Origin of the sequence: Mycolicibacterium sarraceniae (genome assembly GCF_010731875.1) — a bacterium.
Classification (GTDB): Bacteria; Actinomycetota; Actinomycetes; order Mycobacteriales; family Mycobacteriaceae; genus Mycobacterium; species Mycobacterium sarraceniae.
Genome location: NZ_AP022595.1, coordinates 1,763,023 through 1,778,126 on the forward strand (window position 1 = coordinate 1,763,023; position 15,104 = coordinate 1,778,126).

The 15,104-nt window shown below is 67.5% G+C and carries 13 protein-coding genes; 8 read left to right on the top strand and 5 right to left on the bottom strand.

Annotation, left to right across the window (positions count from 1 at the left end):
• Nucleotides 1-18: 18 nt before the first annotated feature.
• Both G6N13_RS08945 and G6N13_RS08950 read left to right on the top strand, forming a co-directional pair.
• Nucleotides 19-1,020, top strand: a complete 1,002-nt coding sequence (locus G6N13_RS08945) for a L,D-transpeptidase (protein ID WP_163701898.1) — start codon at nucleotides 19-21, stop codon at nucleotides 1,018-1,020.
• Between the two features lie 61 nt (nucleotides 1,021-1,081).
• Nucleotides 1,082-2,536: an alpha/beta hydrolase gene (locus G6N13_RS08950; RefSeq protein ID WP_179965109.1), complete on the top strand. Its 1,455-nt coding sequence runs from the start codon at nucleotides 1,082-1,084 to the stop codon at nucleotides 2,534-2,536.
• A 109-nt stretch (nucleotides 2,537-2,645) separates the two neighbouring features.
• Here the strand turns inward: G6N13_RS08950 and G6N13_RS08955 are convergent, their stop codons facing one another.
• Entirely contained in the window at nucleotides 2,646-4,622 is a 1,977-nt protein-coding gene (locus G6N13_RS08955) for a M13 family metallopeptidase (RefSeq protein ID WP_163696327.1), read from the bottom strand.
• Nucleotides 4,623-4,656: 34 nt separating this feature from the next.
• Here G6N13_RS08955 and G6N13_RS08960 point away from each other — a divergent pair, with 34 nt between their 5' ends.
• Nucleotides 4,657-5,280, top strand: coding sequence for a hypothetical protein (locus G6N13_RS08960; protein ID WP_407663917.1), 624 nt, complete (start codon nucleotides 4,657-4,659; stop codon nucleotides 5,278-5,280).
• Nucleotides 5,277-5,966 (top strand): hypothetical protein, encoded by a 690-nt coding sequence (locus G6N13_RS08965; protein ID WP_163696332.1) that lies wholly within the window; start codon nucleotides 5,277-5,279, stop codon nucleotides 5,964-5,966. Before G6N13_RS08960 ends, G6N13_RS08965 begins: the two co-directional genes overlap by 4 nt.
• 82 nt (nucleotides 5,967-6,048) lie before the next feature.
• On the opposite strand, the gene G6N13_RS08970 is transcribed toward G6N13_RS08965, so the two are convergent.
• Nucleotides 6,049-6,543 carry an XRE family transcriptional regulator gene (locus G6N13_RS08970; RefSeq protein ID WP_163696334.1) on the bottom strand — a complete coding sequence of 165 codons (495 nt, stop codon included), beginning with the start codon at nucleotides 6,541-6,543 and terminating at the stop codon, nucleotides 6,049-6,051.
• Nucleotides 6,540-9,476 carry an MMPL family transporter gene (locus G6N13_RS08975; protein WP_163696336.1) on the bottom strand — a complete coding sequence of 979 codons (2,937 nt, stop codon included), beginning with the start codon at nucleotides 9,474-9,476 and terminating at the stop codon, nucleotides 6,540-6,542. Before G6N13_RS08975 ends, G6N13_RS08970 begins: the two co-directional genes overlap by 4 nt.
• A gap of 376 nt (nucleotides 9,477-9,852) precedes the next feature.
• Here G6N13_RS08975 and G6N13_RS08980 point away from each other — a divergent pair, with 376 nt between their 5' ends.
• Genes G6N13_RS08980 through G6N13_RS08990 form a run of 3 tightly spaced genes read left to right on the top strand, consistent with a single transcriptional unit; the run spans nucleotide 9,853 to nucleotide 12,284 of the window.
• Entirely contained in the window at nucleotides 9,853-10,221 is a 369-nt protein-coding gene (locus tag G6N13_RS08980; RefSeq protein WP_163696338.1) for a heme-binding protein, read from the top strand.
• A gap of 57 nt (nucleotides 10,222-10,278) precedes the next feature.
• Nucleotides 10,279-10,947, top strand: coding sequence for a response regulator transcription factor (locus G6N13_RS08985; protein WP_170310484.1), 669 nt, complete (start codon nucleotides 10,279-10,281; stop codon nucleotides 10,945-10,947).
• Complete coding sequence (locus tag G6N13_RS08990; RefSeq protein ID WP_235677977.1) at nucleotides 10,944-12,284, top strand: sensor histidine kinase; 1,341 nt, start codon at nucleotides 10,944-10,946, stop codon at nucleotides 12,282-12,284. The genes G6N13_RS08985 and G6N13_RS08990 overlap by 4 nt, the downstream gene beginning before the upstream one ends.
• On the opposite strand, the gene G6N13_RS08995 is transcribed toward G6N13_RS08990, so the two are convergent.
• Both G6N13_RS08995 and G6N13_RS09000 read right to left on the bottom strand, forming a co-directional pair.
• The gene (locus G6N13_RS08995) at nucleotides 12,281-12,658 is read right to left on the bottom strand and encodes a DUF3054 domain-containing protein (protein WP_163696342.1); all 378 of its coding nucleotides are present in this window, start codon (nucleotides 12,656-12,658) and stop codon (nucleotides 12,281-12,283) included. The two genes, G6N13_RS08990 and G6N13_RS08995, sit on opposite strands and share 4 nt — an antisense overlap.
• A 23-nt stretch (nucleotides 12,659-12,681) precedes the next feature.
• Nucleotides 12,682-13,857, bottom strand: a complete 1,176-nt coding sequence (locus tag G6N13_RS09000) for a lysylphosphatidylglycerol synthase transmembrane domain-containing protein (RefSeq protein WP_163696344.1) — start codon at nucleotides 13,855-13,857, stop codon at nucleotides 12,682-12,684.
• A gap of 80 nt (nucleotides 13,858-13,937) precedes the next feature.
• Between G6N13_RS09000 and G6N13_RS09005 the strand changes: the two genes are divergently transcribed.
• Complete coding sequence (locus G6N13_RS09005) at nucleotides 13,938-15,098, top strand: AI-2E family transporter (RefSeq protein ID WP_163696346.1); 1,161 nt, start codon at nucleotides 13,938-13,940, stop codon at nucleotides 15,096-15,098.
• Nucleotides 15,099-15,104: the final 6 nt, after the last annotated feature.

Sequence of the window (15,104 nt, forward strand, 5' to 3'; positions counted from 1 at the left end):
GGAGTTTTGGTGACGAAGCTGCGGGTGAGGGGGGCGATCGCCGCCACGTTATGCGTGCTCGGAGTGGCCGCCGGAATCAGTCTCGGCAGCGGATCAGCGCTGGCCGATCCAGACCAAGCGCCCGCCGATCCCGGCATCGCGGACGTGCCGCCGGTCCAGGTGCCACCACCGCCGGACCCATTTGCGCCGCCGCCCGCCGATCCGCCGGCACCGCCGCCGGCTGATCCGCTGGCCGCTCAACAGGCCGCCGCCGCGGCCGCCGGCCCGGTCAAGGGCCAGAACCCGACGCCCTACACCGGTGCGCCGGTGTTCGCCCCGCCGACGTTCAACCCTGTCAACGGGGCGATGGTCGGAGTGGCCAAGCCGATCATCATCAACTTCGCCCGCCCGATCGCCAACCGGCCGATGGCCGAGTCGGCGATCCACATCTCGTCGGTTCCGCCTGTTCCCGGTGCGTTCTATTGGACCACCGACACCCAGGTGCGCTGGCGGCCCTACGCCTTCTGGCCCACCGGCACCGTCGTCAACATCGACGCCAGCGGCACCAAGTCCAGCTTCCGCGTCGGCGACACCCTGGTGGCCACCGTCGACGACAAGACCCACCAGATGACCGTCACCAAAAACGGCGCGGTGGTGAAGACCATGCCGGTCTCGATGGGCAAGCCGGACGGCAAGCACGAGACCAAGAACGGCACCTACTACGTCCTCGAGAAGTTCCCGGACATCATCATGGACTCGGCCACCTATGGCGTCCCGAACACCTCGCCGGAGGGCTACAAGCTCAAGGTCCAATGGGCGGTACGCATCGACAACAGCGGTGCCTTCGTGCACAGCGCGCCGTGGTCGGTGGCCGATCAGGGCAAGCGCAACGTCAGCCACGGCTGCATCAACCTGTCGCCGGACAACGCCAAGTGGTTCTACGACAACTTCGGCAGTGGTGACCCGATTGTCGTCAAGAACTCGGTGGGGACGTACAACAACCCCGACGGTGCCGATGACTGGCAGTGGCAGCTCGCCTAGCCGGATCTAGCGGGTTGCGGCTCAAAGGTTAAGCACAGCAACGGCCCCCACAATGGGATATGTGCCGCCATCTCCGTCGCCGGCTCCGCCGCCGGCCGAACCGACACCCCTACCCCAGCTGCCCGCTCCCAACCTCCACCAATACGCGCACGGAATCTCGCTGCTCGGCGGCTGGCTGCCGCTGACCATCGAGATCGTCGCGGTCATCACGCTGATCGTCGCGATCGGATGGCGCCGGACCCGGCGCTGGTGGATGGTGTGGCTACCGGTCTGTGTCGTGATCGGCGTTCTCGGCGCCCTGGCGGCGCGCACCTACGTCACCTCCGAAGGCCTGGCGTCGGACCCGGCACCGTTCTATCTGTGGGTCTGGACCGGGGTTTTCGGCACCGGCGTCGCGATCGCGATACTGGGCTGGCGCGGGAATTCTTGGTGGCGGCGAGGTGTCGCTGTGTTGGCGATTCCGTTGACTCTGGTGACCGCGCTTCTCGCACTGAATAAGTGGGTCGGCTACTACCCGAGCCTGCAGGCCGCCTGGGGCGCGATCACGGCCGGTCCACTGCCGAACCAGATCGACGCCGACGAGCTGCCCGGGCTGCGGAACACCGTGCAGACCAACGGAAAGCTCGTGGAAGTCGATATCCCCAGTGACGCAAGTGGATTCAACCACCGCAGTGAATACGTCTATCTGCCGCCGGCCTGGTTCGCCGGACCCACCCCGCCGCGGCTGCCCGTTGTCATGATGGTCGCCGGCGAATTCAACACGCCCGCGGACTGGATGCGCAGCGGTAACGCGATGCCGATCATCGACGGCTACGCGCAGAGCCACGGCGGCCAGGCGCCGATCTTCGTCTTCGTAGACTCCGGTGGCAGTTTCAACAACGACACCGAATGCGTCAACGGTCCGCGCGGCGACTCCGCCGACCACCTCACCAAGGACGTCCGGCCCTACGTGGTCGACAAGTACGGTGCATCCGAGCTGGCCGCCAACTGGGCGGTGGTCGGCTGGTCGATGGGCGGCACCTGCGCGATAGACCTGGTCGTGATGCACCCGGATCTGTTCAGCACGTTTCTCGATATCGCCGGTGACCACGGGCCGACGGCCGGAACCAAGGAGCAGACGATCGACCGGCTCTACGGCGGCAACGCCGCGGCCTGGGACCAGTTCGACCCACGCACGGTGATGCTCACACACGGGCCGTATCAGGGCGTCGCCGGCTGGTTCGAGGACACCGTCACACCCACCAACGCCATATCGCCGTACGGCAACGGCGGCGGGAAACGGCCGCAGTCGGATGCGCCGTCAGGGTTCGGCGGGCATGACGAGTTCAAGGATTCCGATGAGGCCGGTGCGGCCGACGATCTCTGCGCGACGGCGCAGACCGTGGGCATTTCATGCTCGGTGCACCGCATCATCAGCTTCCACACCTGGCAGTTCGCCGAGCGCGCGCTATCCGACGCGCTGCCGTGGCTGGCCGCTCAGATCAAGACGCCTGGCGCGCCGGATTCGCCCGCTTAACACCCACCGCGGCGGCCATTCCGATATCGCCGATCACCGCCGTGGATGGTGCGGACGTGTGGCCGCCGGCGTTGCGCCGCGCCCCGATGGCGTCCCAGGCGTCCGCGGGTCAGCTCCAGATCCGGACGCGACGGTCGGGGTCGAGGTACAGCTCGTCGTCGGTGCTGACCTCGAACGCGTGGTAGAACGCGTCCATATTGCGGATCACACCGTTGCAGCGGAACTCCGGAGGCGAATGCGGATCGGTGGCCAGCCGCCGAATAGCCTCAGCCTCGCGGGATTTCGTGCGCCACACCTGGGCCCAGCCGAAGAACACCCGTTGCTGGCCGGTCAGCCCGTCGATCACCGGGGCTTCTTGGCCCTTCAGTGACAACTCGTAGGCGAGCAACGCGATGGACAGCCCGCCCAGGTCGCCGATGTTCTCACCGACGGTGAATGCCCCGTTGACGTGGTGGGACGGCTCGAGTCCGCGCGGCACGTACGTCTGGTACTGCTCGATGAGCGCCTTGGTACGCACGCCGAACTCGGCGCGGTCCTCATCGGTCCACCAGTCGACGAGATTGCCGTCACCGTCGTATTTGGCACCCTGATCGTCGAATCCGTGACCGATCTCGTGACCGATCACCGCGCCGATCCCGCCGTAGTTCGCCGCGTCGTCGGCCTCGGCGTCGAAGAACGGCGGCTGCAGGATTGCGGCCGGGAAGACGATCTCGTTCATGCCCGGGTTGTAATAGGCGTTGACCGTCTGCGGTGTCATGAACCACTCGTCGCGGTCGACCGGGCCGCCCAGCTTGGCCAGCTCCCGGTCATGGGCCACTTCGGCACCGCGAATGATGTTGCCGTACAGATCATTGCGGTCGATCACCAAGGTGGAGTAGTCGCGCCACGTGGCCGGATAGCCGATCTTGGCGGTGAACTTGTCCAGCTTGGCCAGTGCGCGCTGGCGGGTGGCCGGCGTCATCCACTCCAGATCGCTGATGCTGACCCGGTAGGCCTCGCGAAGGTTGTCGACGAGAACATCCATGCGGGCCTTGGCATCCGGCGGGAAATGCAACTCGACGTACAGCCGCCCGACCGCGTCGCCCATCAGGCTTTCCACGAGCGACACCGCGCGCTTCCAGCGGTCGCGGATCTGCTCGGTGCCCGACAGGGTGCGGCCGTAGAAGTCGAAATTCGCCTCGACCACCGCATCGGTCAGGTAGGCGGCGCGCGCGTTGATCAGCCGCCACCGTGCCCAGTCCTGCCAGTCCGCGAAGTCGCGGTTCGACCACAGTTCGGCGAAGGCCGTCAGGTAATCAGGCTGGCGGACAACCAGTTCGGCGACGACATCGGGGGTGGTGCCCTGCGCCGTGATCCACCCGACCCAGTCGAAACCGGGCGCCTCGGTGAGAAGATCGGTGAACGCGCGCAGGTTGTAGGTCAGGTCGGCGTCGCGACGCTTGACGACATCCCAGTGCGCGGCAGCCAGTTTGGTCTCCAGTGCCACGATTCGTGCGGCACGCTCGGCGTGGTCGTCGGCGCGCCCGCCCAGCACGAGGGCGAACATCGCGGCGATATGTGCCGGGTAGGCGGCCAGGATCGCGGCATGCTGCTCGTCGCGGTAGTACGACTCGTCGGGCAGGCCCAGCCCCGACTGGCTGGCGTGCAGGAGGTAGCGCGACGAGTTCTTCGAATCAGTGTCGACATACAGCCCCACACCACCGCCAACACCGGTGCGCTGCAGCGCACCGATCACCGCCGCCAGCGCGGCCGGATCGGCGGCGCTGTCGATCAAGGCCAGCTCGTCGAGCAACGGCTGAACACCGCGGCGCTCGACGGCCTCGGAGTCCAGGAAGCTGGCGTATAGGTCGCCGATGCGCTGGGCATCAGTCCCGGGCTCACCCGACGCTGCGGTGATCAGCTCCCTGACCTGCTCCTCGGCCCGGTCGTACAGTGTGCGGAACGCGCCGTCGGTGGCCCGGTCGCCCGGGATCGCGTATTCGGTCAGCCAGCGTCCGTTGACGTGGCCGAACAGGTCGTCTTGCGGGCGAACCTTGGCCTCGACGTGGGACAGGTCGATACCCGAGCGCAGTGCTTCTACCGTCACCCAACCATCCTTACCAGAGGTTAGACCGCGGCGTCTGGCCCCAGGACCGCCCGGTAGCCTCCCCTTCATGCCCGAGGCCGACGACGACCAGGACGAGGCGCCCGGCCGGGTGTTCTCCGGCTACGGTGTCGCCTCGGCCGTGCTCGGCCTGGTGATGGTCGCGGCGATCGTGCTCGGCACGCTGATCTGGTCGGGCCACCGTCATGCCGCCGACGAACGCGCCTATCAGACCCGGGTGATGGCCGCGGCCGCGGACTGGACCGGAGTGCTGATCAACATGAACGTCGACAACGTCGACGCCAGCCTGCAGAAGCTGCACGACGGCACTGTCGGGCAGCTGAACTCCGACTTCGAGGCCGCGATCACGCCCTACCGCCAGGTGGTCCGGACCCTGAAAGCCCGCACCACCGGACAGATCGACTCGGTGTCCTTCGAATTGGTGCATCACGATCTCGACGTCCAGGCGGGCCAGCGCCCGCCGTCGCCGGCCACCTTGCCGCCGGAATTGGCCCAGCGCACCGACACCGTGCTGGTCGTCGCGACCTCGGTCAGCGAGAACTCCGGCGATAAGCCGGCCACCGTGCGATGGAACCTGCGCCTCGGGATCTCCGATGTGGACGGCAAGCTGATGGTCTCGCGGCTCGAGTCGCTGCGATGAGGAACCTGGCCCGGGTACTGGGCTTCGACGTCGCCGCCCCGATTGCCGCCATCGCGGCGCTGCTGGCCATCGGTGTGGTGCTCGGCTGGCCGCTGTGGTGGGTGTCGGTGTGTTCGATGCTGTGCCTGCTGATCGTGCAGGGCATCATCGTCAATTTCGTTCTGTACCGCCGTGATTCGGTGACCGTCGGCACCGATGACGAAGGCCCCGGCCTGCGGCTGGCGATCGTCGCGCTGGCCACCGTGGCGGTGGTGGCCGCGATCGTGGTCGGCTACACCCGGTGGACGCTGCCGGACGAGGCCTTCACCCGCGACTCCGCCGAGGTGGTGCGCATCGCCACCGCGGTCTCGGAGGCCACCGCGACCTTCACCCCGGCCAACCCGACCTCATCGATCGACACGGCCGCGTCGTTCATGGTGCCCGAGCGCGCTGACGCGTTCAAAGGTCAATTCGGAAAAGCCGCTTCAGATTTGGCCAAGAAGAACATCTCCGCCACGGCTCAGACGATCTCCGCTGGCCTGGAGGCGTTAGGCCCCGAGGCGGCCAGCGTCGCGGTGGTGATGCGGGGAACCCAGAACCAGCCCGGCCAGCAGCCGAGCAGCGCGGTGCTGGCATTGCGGGTCGGGCTGGCCAAACAGGACGATCGGTGGGTCGTCCTCGACATCAGGCCAATCAACGCCCGATGAGCCGGGCGTGGTCGACTGTCAGAGACCGATCCATCACGACGCGCCGAATCCTGGCCCATCGCGAAGGACACCGCTATGGGCGCTATCGGTCACCGGATGCACGCTGGGCGCGCATCTTGGCGAACCGGTCGGAGAGCCTGCGCATCCGGATCATCAGCGACGCCGGCGGGCTGATCGTCCCGTCGAGGTAGGTGCTCAGATCCGCGTGGGCCACCCCAATGCGGGAGGCGAATTCCTGCACGGCCAGACCGGAGCGGTCGAGCAGCAGCCGCACGTGGCGGGCAGCCTCGGCGCGCTCGTTGGCTTCCAGATGGCTGCGGGCCCGGATCAACACCTCGGAAAGCGCTTTGGAGATTCCGTAGGGCTGCGAGTGTTCCAGCACTTCCTCGACCTGCCGGGCGGTACGACCGAAGGGATCGCGTTTGATGGCGACGACGATGCGCTGCCAGACGGTGATATCGCCGGACTCCAGCGCGTCCCGGATCAACGCCGTCGGCCAGAACTCGACCGGGCGGCCGTCGGCGAAGGGCTGGGCGGCCGGTGCGGGTATGGCCTCGCGATCCGCTGCCACCGTCACCTCGCCTCCTCCAGGATCGCCACCGCCACCGCAAGGCAACGCTGCCTGATCCGTTCCCATTCACCCGCACCTTCCGATCCCGCCCATCGGTCATCGTTGACCACTGTGGACGGCTTGGGATCGGCGAGCTGACGCACCAACTGGGTTGTCACCCATTGTCGCTTAGATTGTCCAGAACAGTAATACCGGTCCATGCTGCCGAGTACCACCGCAGCGGCCTCGGTATCCATCACGCCGACAAGGTCGGCGAACTCGGCGAAGTCCGACCGGGTGTTACGGCACATGATCAGGTAGGCCTGCATGCGCAGCGTCTCGGCGCACGTCGGGATCTGCAACCGGTCGCCGGTGGGCAACTGGACGTTGGTGGTCTCGACGGGGCTCAGCCGCTCGACACCGCCGTCCGCGGTATCGGCGCCGGTCTCCAGGGCGTCCAGTGCGATCGCGAGGCGGCCACGCCACATCGTCACCGGGTGCACCGGCCGCGGTGTTGACAGCCGGGCGCTGCGGTAGCCCCTGATGAATTTGACCGTCGCGGTGCTGCCCGCGCCGACCCGCATCGGTTGCGCCCGGGCGTCATCGCTGCCTTTGACTCGACCGGCTAGCTCGTCGCACCCGCTGAACGCCAGCGGGTCGGCCACGCTGACCGCGTCCGGTGCCAGGTTCTTCAGCCGGGCCGCGCCCTTGACCACCATCTTCAGATCCGCGCTCGGCGGCGCCAGCGCGGAGATGTCGTCCGGGATCACGACGAGATCGCCGAGATCAACCTTGGGCAGCGGTTTCTCGAAGTCCACCGACGGCAGGATGCGGGCCAGCCACGACGGCAGCCACCAGTTCCACTGGTCGAACATCGCCATCAGCGCGGGCACCAGCACCAGTCGAACGATGGTGGCGTCCACGGCGATCGCCACCGCACATGCCACGCCCAGCTCAGCGACCAGCGGCATACCCGCGAATGCGAACCCGGTGAACACCGCGATCATGATCAGCGCCGCGCTGGTGATCGTGCGGGCACTGGTCGACACCCCGTAGGCCACGGCGTCTCGGGTGTCGCCGCCCTGCAGGTAGCGTTCCCTCATCCGGGTCAGCAGGAAGATCTCGTAGTCCATCGACAAGCCGAATGTCATCGCCAGCACCAGCGGCGGGATCGTGCTGTCGATCGAGGTGATCTTCTCGAAGCCCAGGCCTTCCAGCCAGCCCCACTGGAACACCATCACCAAGCTGCCGTAGGCGGCGGCGACGGACAGCACCGTCATCAACACACCCTTGAACGCCAGGAACACCGATCGCACCGAGATCAGCAGCATCACGAACGCGATCAGCGAGACGAACACGAACACCAGCGGCTGGGTCTGCGACACCCGATCGTCGAAGTCCTTGATCAACGCGGTGGGGCCACCGACATCGACTCGCGTGCCCGCCGCGGCGGGCAGCGCACTCAGATGGGCGCGCATCCAGTCGATGGCGTTGCGCGCGCCGATGTCCTCGGGGTCCACCGACAGCACCGCCGACAGCAGTGCGCTGCCGTTGTTATCGGCGAAGGCCGGTTGGGAGACCGAGACGACGTCGGGCGCCTTCGCCATCTCGGTGCTGATCGCTTCGAGCGCGGGGGCGTTCTTGGCGTCGGACGCGCCACCCTGCGGGAAGGTGACGAGCACCCGCACCGGGCCCAGTGCGCCGGGGCCGAGTGCCTCGGCGGCCGCCGCCACCCCGCCGCGGATTTCGTGGGAGGACGTGAACTGGCGTTGCATGCTGTTGCCCAGCACCATGGCGAACGCCGGTGCGGCCATCAGCAACAAGACCAGCGTCGCGGCCATCGCCGACAGCCACGGTCGGCGCATGACCTCGCTGACCCAGCGGGTCCAGAACCGCGATTGCGTCGCCTCCGCGCGCCGGGACCATTGCAACAGCGATGACCGTTTGGCCACCGACCGCCCGAAGGTGGCCAGCACAGCGGGTGTCAGTGTGGTCGACGTCAGCACCGCGATGGCCACCGCGAGGATCGCGCCCGTCGCCATCGACCGCAGCACGGGGGTGTTGATCAGGTAGATGCCGGTCAGCGACGCGATCACGGTCAGGCCCGACAGCAGCACCGCCAGGCCCGAGGTCGCCATCGCCGCGTCGGCCGCCTGTTGCGGATCGCGCCCGGCGCGCAGCTCTTCTCGGAAACGCATCAGGATGAACAGCGAATAGTCCACGGCCAGCGCGATCCCGAACATCGACACCGTCGACGTCACGAACACCGACATCTGGGTGACGGTGGACAACAGATAGACCACGCCCATCGTCACCACGACCGTGCATAACGCCAGCGCCAGCGGGACCGCGGCGGCGGCCAGAGAGCCGAACACCGCGAGCAGAACAATCAGGACGATCGGAAGGTTCCAGCGCTCAGCCTCGGCGATGTCATGCTTGGTGCTGGTCTGGGCGGCGGCCCCCAGTGCGCCCTGGCCGATGACGTACAGCTTCACCCGACCGTCGCGGATCTGCCCGGGCTGATCGCCGGTGACGCCGATCTTCTGGCGCAACTGGCGCGCGACGTCGACGGCACCGGTGTTGTGGAAGTCCAGCCGCAGGGACACCACGTACGGCTTGTCCGGAGCGGGCGCGGGCTGGGCGGGGTTGGGGACGACGATAACGCTCGGGGTCTGCTTTGCCACCTGCTCCAATTGCGCGACGGCGGCATTCATATCGTCGTAGCTGGCGTCGGCGCGCGGAGCTGCGACGAGGGCGAGCGGGGAGGCGCCCTGCCCGGGGAAGTGGTCCTCCAGTTGGTACTGCACGTGCAGTGACTGGGAGCCGGCGACGTCGAAGCCGCCACCGGTCAGGTTATTGGACTCGGTGAGGGCCAGATAGACGGCCGGAACGAGGGCCAGCAACCAGCACGAGAACACCAGCCAGCGGAATCTGCGCAGGTTGCTGCTGAGGCGCATCATGAACTGCTGGATGTTTATCTCCCCGCATTCTCCCCGGATTGCGTGGCTGCGAGCGTACCTCAGATAGCTGCGGGGTGACCTGTCGTGAGCGGCGGTCTTAGCTGGATCGAGACCTGCTGATGGGGTGCTCGTTACCGACGCTGCAGTGGCAGCGATCCCGAGGAGTCTCGATGTCTGCGTCCCCCAGTCCACGATCGGCACGCGCTGAACGACGCGCCTCCCAGGCCCGGGCAGAAGGGGCGCTGACCAGCCGCATGGGAACATTCTCACGATTGGTTAGGCTCAAGGCGCGAAAGTCTGCAGCAAGTCTGCTTAGCTTTCGTATGTCAGTAGCTGTTACTGGCATGACCTCTCCCTAACGCTAAGGAGTCCGAGCATGTTGGTTAATGCCCGTGTGGCCCGTCGCGCGGTCGCCGGAGTGATCGGGACGGGCGCTGTCGCCGGCGCGATCCTGGTTGGCGCCCCGTCCGCGCTGGCCGACCCGCCGCCGAACTGCACCGCAGCCGACCTTGCCGGTGTCTCCGCGGGTGTGTCCGCCGCCACGTCGGCGTACCTGTTCACCCACCCGGACGTCAACGCGTTCTTCACCGGTCTGGAGGGTGCGCCGCGCGACACCATCCGGTCCGAGGTGAAGCAGTACCTGGACTACAACCCCTCGGTGAAGGCCGACCTGCAGGGTATTCGCCAGCCCCTGGTCGATCTCAAGAACCGCTGCGGCAATAGCCCCGACGTTCCTGTCTCCTAGTTCGCTGTGCGGGTAGGACAGCAGCCCGCGCAGGAAGGCGCCGGTCGCACCGTCCTGATGGTCGACGACGACCCGGATGTCCGGACTTCGGTCGCACGCGGTCTGCGGCATTCGGGGTTCGACGTCCGGGTCGCGGCGAACGGCAAGGAAGCCTTGCGGCTCTTGGCGAGTGAGAAGCACGACGCGCTGGTGCTCGACGTTCAGATGCCCGAGCTCGACGGTGTGGCGGTGGTGACCGCTCTGCGGGCTCTGGGCAATGACATTCCGATCTGCGTGCTTTCGGCGCGCGATACGGTCAACGACCGGATCGCCGGTCTCGAGGCCGGTGCCGACGATTATCTGACCAAGCCCTTCGACCTGGGGGAGTTGGTGGCGCGGCTGCATGCGCTCTTGCGGCGGGCAGCCAGCTCCCACGAAGGCTCCGACGCCGTCACCATCGGACCGCTCACCATCGATACCGCGCGGCGGTTGGTGTTCGTCAACGGTGACCGGGTGGAGCTGACCAAGCGTGAGTTCGACCTGCTGGCGGTGCTGGCCGAGAACTCCGGTGTGGTGCTGTCCCGGCAGCGGCTCCTGGAACTGGTGTGGGGCTACGACTTCGAGGTCGACACCAACGTCGCCGACGTGTTCATCAGTTACCTTCGCCGCAAGCTGGAACGCGAAGGGGTGCCGCGGGTGATCCACACCGTGCGCGGAATCGGGTACGTGCTCCGGTCGGAGCCGTGACCCAGCCTGCGACATTGCCGGGCCGTAGCCTTTCCCTGCGCGTCCGGGTTGCGCTCGCCGCGGCCGTGGCCGCCGCGCTTGTCGTTGCCCTGCTGGCGGCGCTGACGTCAATCGTTCTGGCCAACAACGACAATGCGCAATTAGACCGGCGGCTGGACTCGATCGTCAACGCCAGCATGTTTCCCGAGCAGCTTCGTGACCCCAGCCGGGTGCTGACCACCGGACGATCGCGGTCCACCGGTCAGGTCGTCTTCCAGCGTGGCTTCCAGCTGCCGCCACTGCCGCCGGGAACCGCGACCGTCACCGTCAACAGTGTCGACTACCGGGTGCGGACGGTGACTGTCGAACAGTCCGGCGGCGTCCTGGTCTCGATCGGGATCCGCGCCGACAGCATTCTGTTGAGCCGCGCCCGGATTCCGCTGTACGTCTTCATCGTGTGCCTTGCCGTGCTGATCGCGGCCGCCCTCGGCTGGATACTGGCCGGCCCGGCGATCCGCCCGCTGTTGCGGCTCACCGAACAGACCAGGCGCCTGGGCAAGGGCAGTGACCAGTTGGAGCCGGTGCGCGGCGCCGCCGAAGCCGAGGACCTGTCTGATGCGATGGCGGCGATGCTGCACAGGCTGGCCGAAGCCCAAGTGGCGACCACGAATTCGCTTCAGGCCGCCCAGGATTTCGCGGCCAACGCCGCCCACGAACTGCGCACCCCACTGACCGCGATGCGGGCCGATCTGGACACCCTGCGCATCCACGACCTGCCACCGGAAGAGCGCGAAGAAGTCGTCGGCGACCTGTCGCGGGCACAACGCCGGGTCGAGGCGATCATCACCGCGCTCGGCCAGCTGGCCTCCGGACAGCTGGCCCGCGCCGAGGATCGTGAGTCGATCGACGTCGCCGAGATGCTCGACCGGGTGGCACGGGAGAACGTCCGCTCGGGTGCGGTCGAGATCATCGTGGAAGCCGACGAGGCAGGCACGGTATGGGGCTGGCCGGCCGGTCTGCGGCTGGCGGTGGACAACCTGGTGCGCAACGCGATCACCCACGGTGAGGCCACCCGCATCGTGCTGCGCGCGCGTCGCTACGAGTGGCTGCTGGCGATCACCGTCGACGACAACGGCCGGGGCTTGCCCGTCGAGGAGCATCAAAAAGTGTTGGGGCGCTTCGCCCGTGGCAGTACCGCGATGGTGGGCGGATCGGGTCTGGGGCTGGCACTGGTGGCGCAGCAGGCGGTGCTGCACGGTGGCGACATCCAGCTCTCCGACGGTCCGCTCGGTGGGTTGCGCGCGGTCCTGACGGTGTCGACCTACCCCGAACCGGTCCTGCCGACCGGGCAGGCCTAACCGCCGCGCTTGCCTACCAGCGCGGCAACCCCTCGCCAACCCAGTAGCAGTACCGCGGTCACCACCGATGCGACGATGATGAAGCTGGTCGCGACTCCCTGAGAACTGGCTTTGCGCAACAACATTCCGACGACAACGGTTGCCAGCCACACCGTGACACCGGTGGGGACAACGGCGGTCGGGGCACGCCAGCCGCGCGAGATCACCCAGCCGAGCGCGGTGCCGGACAGGAACGGCCATGCGGTTGCGGCGATTCCGGTGAGTGTCAGCCCCTCGGCGTGGCTGCGGCGACCGAGCGCACAGAACACCAGGACGCAGACGATGTCGCCGGCGAGCGCCACAACGGCCGGCCGGGTGTCGGTACGAACTGCCATGGTGGGATCCAAGCACAGGTCGCTCAGTGCCGGACGTCGTCCTCCGGGCCGGAGCTGGGCGGCGGCACCGGACCCTGCAATGCGGTCTCGGCCGGATCTTCGGACGCGTCGCCGTCACCGGCTTGGGCCGCGGCTATCTCGTCGGCGACGGCGTCGGGGTCGAGCGCGCCCTCGGTGCGGAACATGAAGAAGAACACCACCCAGCCGATGGACGAGATGAAGATCCAGCTCGCCAGTCGGTAGATCAGCATTGCCGAGATGGCGGCCGGCAGCGCCATCCCGCTGGACACCAGACCGGGAACCAGCACGGCCTCCACCACCAGCAGCCCACCGGGCATCAGCGGGATCGACCCGACCGCGCGGGCGGCCGCATAGGCGACGGTCAGGCCGGCCAGCGAGGGGTTGCCGCCGGCGGCGTAGGCGGCAAAGGCCAGGCATGCGACATCGGCGATCCAGTTGAAGAACGACCAGCTGAACGCCATCCCGAGGGTCCGGCGGCTCAGGCTGACCGATTCGAGTTGGGCCAACGTTTCCCGCCACTTGTGCAGGCCGGTGTTGGCGGGCTTGCCGCGCACGGAGTTGACCCAGCCCAGCACCCTGACGCCGATACCGTCGATGAGCTCGGGGCGGGTGGCCACCGCCTGAGCGAGCAGCAGCAGCGCGATAAACCCGCCCAGGGTGAACAGCAGCGAGAACGGATTGTTCTTGGCGCCCAACAGGAATGCGCCACCGAGGCCGAGCAGGGCCAGGCCGACCACCTGCAGCGCCCCCGACATCACCAGCTGCCAGGACGCGACCACCGGGGAGGCGCCCCAGAGACGCTGCTGCCGGTAGACGAAAGTGGCCGAGAGCACCGGACCGCCGGGCATGGTGGTGCTGAGCGCATTACCGGCGTAGAACGCGGCTTCGGAGCGCCACTGGTGGACGATGACCCCGGCCGAACGCAGCAGCGTGCGCTGGATCTGGGCGAAGCTGTGCATCGACAGTATGGCCGCGGCGATCGCGGCCAGCACCCACCACGCGTTCGCGGTGATCAGGCTCTTCCAGGCTTTGGCCAGCTGATCCCCCACCAGGCTGGCCTCGACGGCCAGCACGATCAAGGCGACGCCCAGCACCGCCCAACGGACCCACCAGTACTTCCCGCGTGTCGGGGGGTCGTGTTCCTCGCGGGCGGCGTGGACCGACGCGTCGTAGGACACGCAGTTCAGGGTAACGGTGCGGGGTCGTATCGCCACCGTTCGGCACGAGATGTACGCCGGTGGCGGTTAGGCTTGGCCGCATGCCGGCGACCCGAGCTTCGGACGACGAATCAGTTGATCCCCTGGTCCGTAAAGCCGCCGCGTGGTCCTGGCGTCTGCTGGTGATCGGGACGGCGATTGTCGCGCTGTTGGTGATCGTGCAGCGACTTGAGGTCATCGTCGTTCCGGTGGCACTGGCGACCATGCTGGCGGCGCTGCTATTGCCCGCGGTCGACTGGCTTGACCGTCGCGGGGCCCCGCGTGGTGGCGCGGTGGCGTTGGTCATCCTGGCCGGCATCGCGCTATTCGGCGGGATCATGACTTTCGTTGTCAGCCAATTCGTTTCGGGCCTGCCCGGGCTGGTCGAACAAGTCACGCACAGTATCGACACGCTACGGCGCTGGCTGATCGAGGGGCCTGCGCACCTGAGTCGCGAACAGATCGACAACGCCGGCAACACCGCGATCACGGCACTGCGCGACAACCAGGAGAAACTGACCACCGGAGCACTGTCGACGGCAGCCACGCTCACCGAGATCATCACCGGCGCCCTGCTGGTGTTCTTCACGCTGATCTTCTTGTTGCACGGCGGCCGCAACATCTACGCGTTCGTCACCAAGCTCGTTCCCTCGTCGACCCGGGAACGGGTGCGTGACGCCGGGCGCGCCGGGTTCGGATCGCTGATCGGCTACGTGCGGGCCACCTTCCTGGTGGCGCTGGTAGACGCGGTCGGGATCGGCACCGGCCTGGCGATCATGGGCATCCCGCTGGCGCTGCCGCTGGCGTCGCTGGTCTTCCTCGGTGCCTTCATCCCGCTGGTGGGTGCGGTGATCACCGGATTCCTCGCCGTGGTGGTGGCGCTGTTGGCCAAGGGCCTCGTCTACGCCCTGATCACGCTCGGGCTGATCATCGCCGTTCAGCAGCTGGAGGCCCACATCCTGCAACCGCTGGTGATGGGCCGCGCGGTGTCGATCCATCCGCTGGCGATCGTGCTGGCGATCGCCGGCGGCGGCGTGCTGGCCGGCATTGTGGGCGCCCTGTTGGCGGTGCCGTTGCTGGCCTTCCTCAACAGCGCCATCCGGGTTCTGGTGGCCGACGATCCTGCCGGAGAGGCCGCCGAAATCGAGGCGCAGGACGGCGTCGTCATCGGCGCCGAACCGGACCTGGTGTCACCGAAACGCACCGACGAGCCGAGGCGTTGATCCAGG

Bases quoted from the DNA above. Each gene is read 5' to 3' on its own strand.
- G6N13_RS08975 (WP_163696336.1), bottom strand. From the start codon at position 9,476: ATGATGCGCCTCAGCAGCAACCTGCGCAGATTCCGCTGGCTGGTGTTC.
- G6N13_RS08980 (WP_163696338.1), top strand. From the start codon at position 9,853: ATGTTGGTTAATGCCCGTGTGGCCCGTCGCGCGGTCGCCGGAGTGATC.
- G6N13_RS08965 (WP_163696332.1), top strand. From the start codon at position 5,277: ATGAGGAACCTGGCCCGGGTACTGGGCTTCGACGTCGCCGCCCCGATT.
- G6N13_RS08995 (WP_163696342.1), bottom strand. From the start codon at position 12,658: ATGGCAGTTCGTACCGACACCCGGCCGGCCGTTGTGGCGCTCGCCGGC.
- G6N13_RS08985 (WP_170310484.1), top strand. From the start codon at position 10,279: ATGGTCGACGACGACCCGGATGTCCGGACTTCGGTCGCACGCGGTCTG.
- G6N13_RS09005 (WP_163696346.1), top strand. From the start codon at position 13,938: ATGCCGGCGACCCGAGCTTCGGACGACGAATCAGTTGATCCCCTGGTC.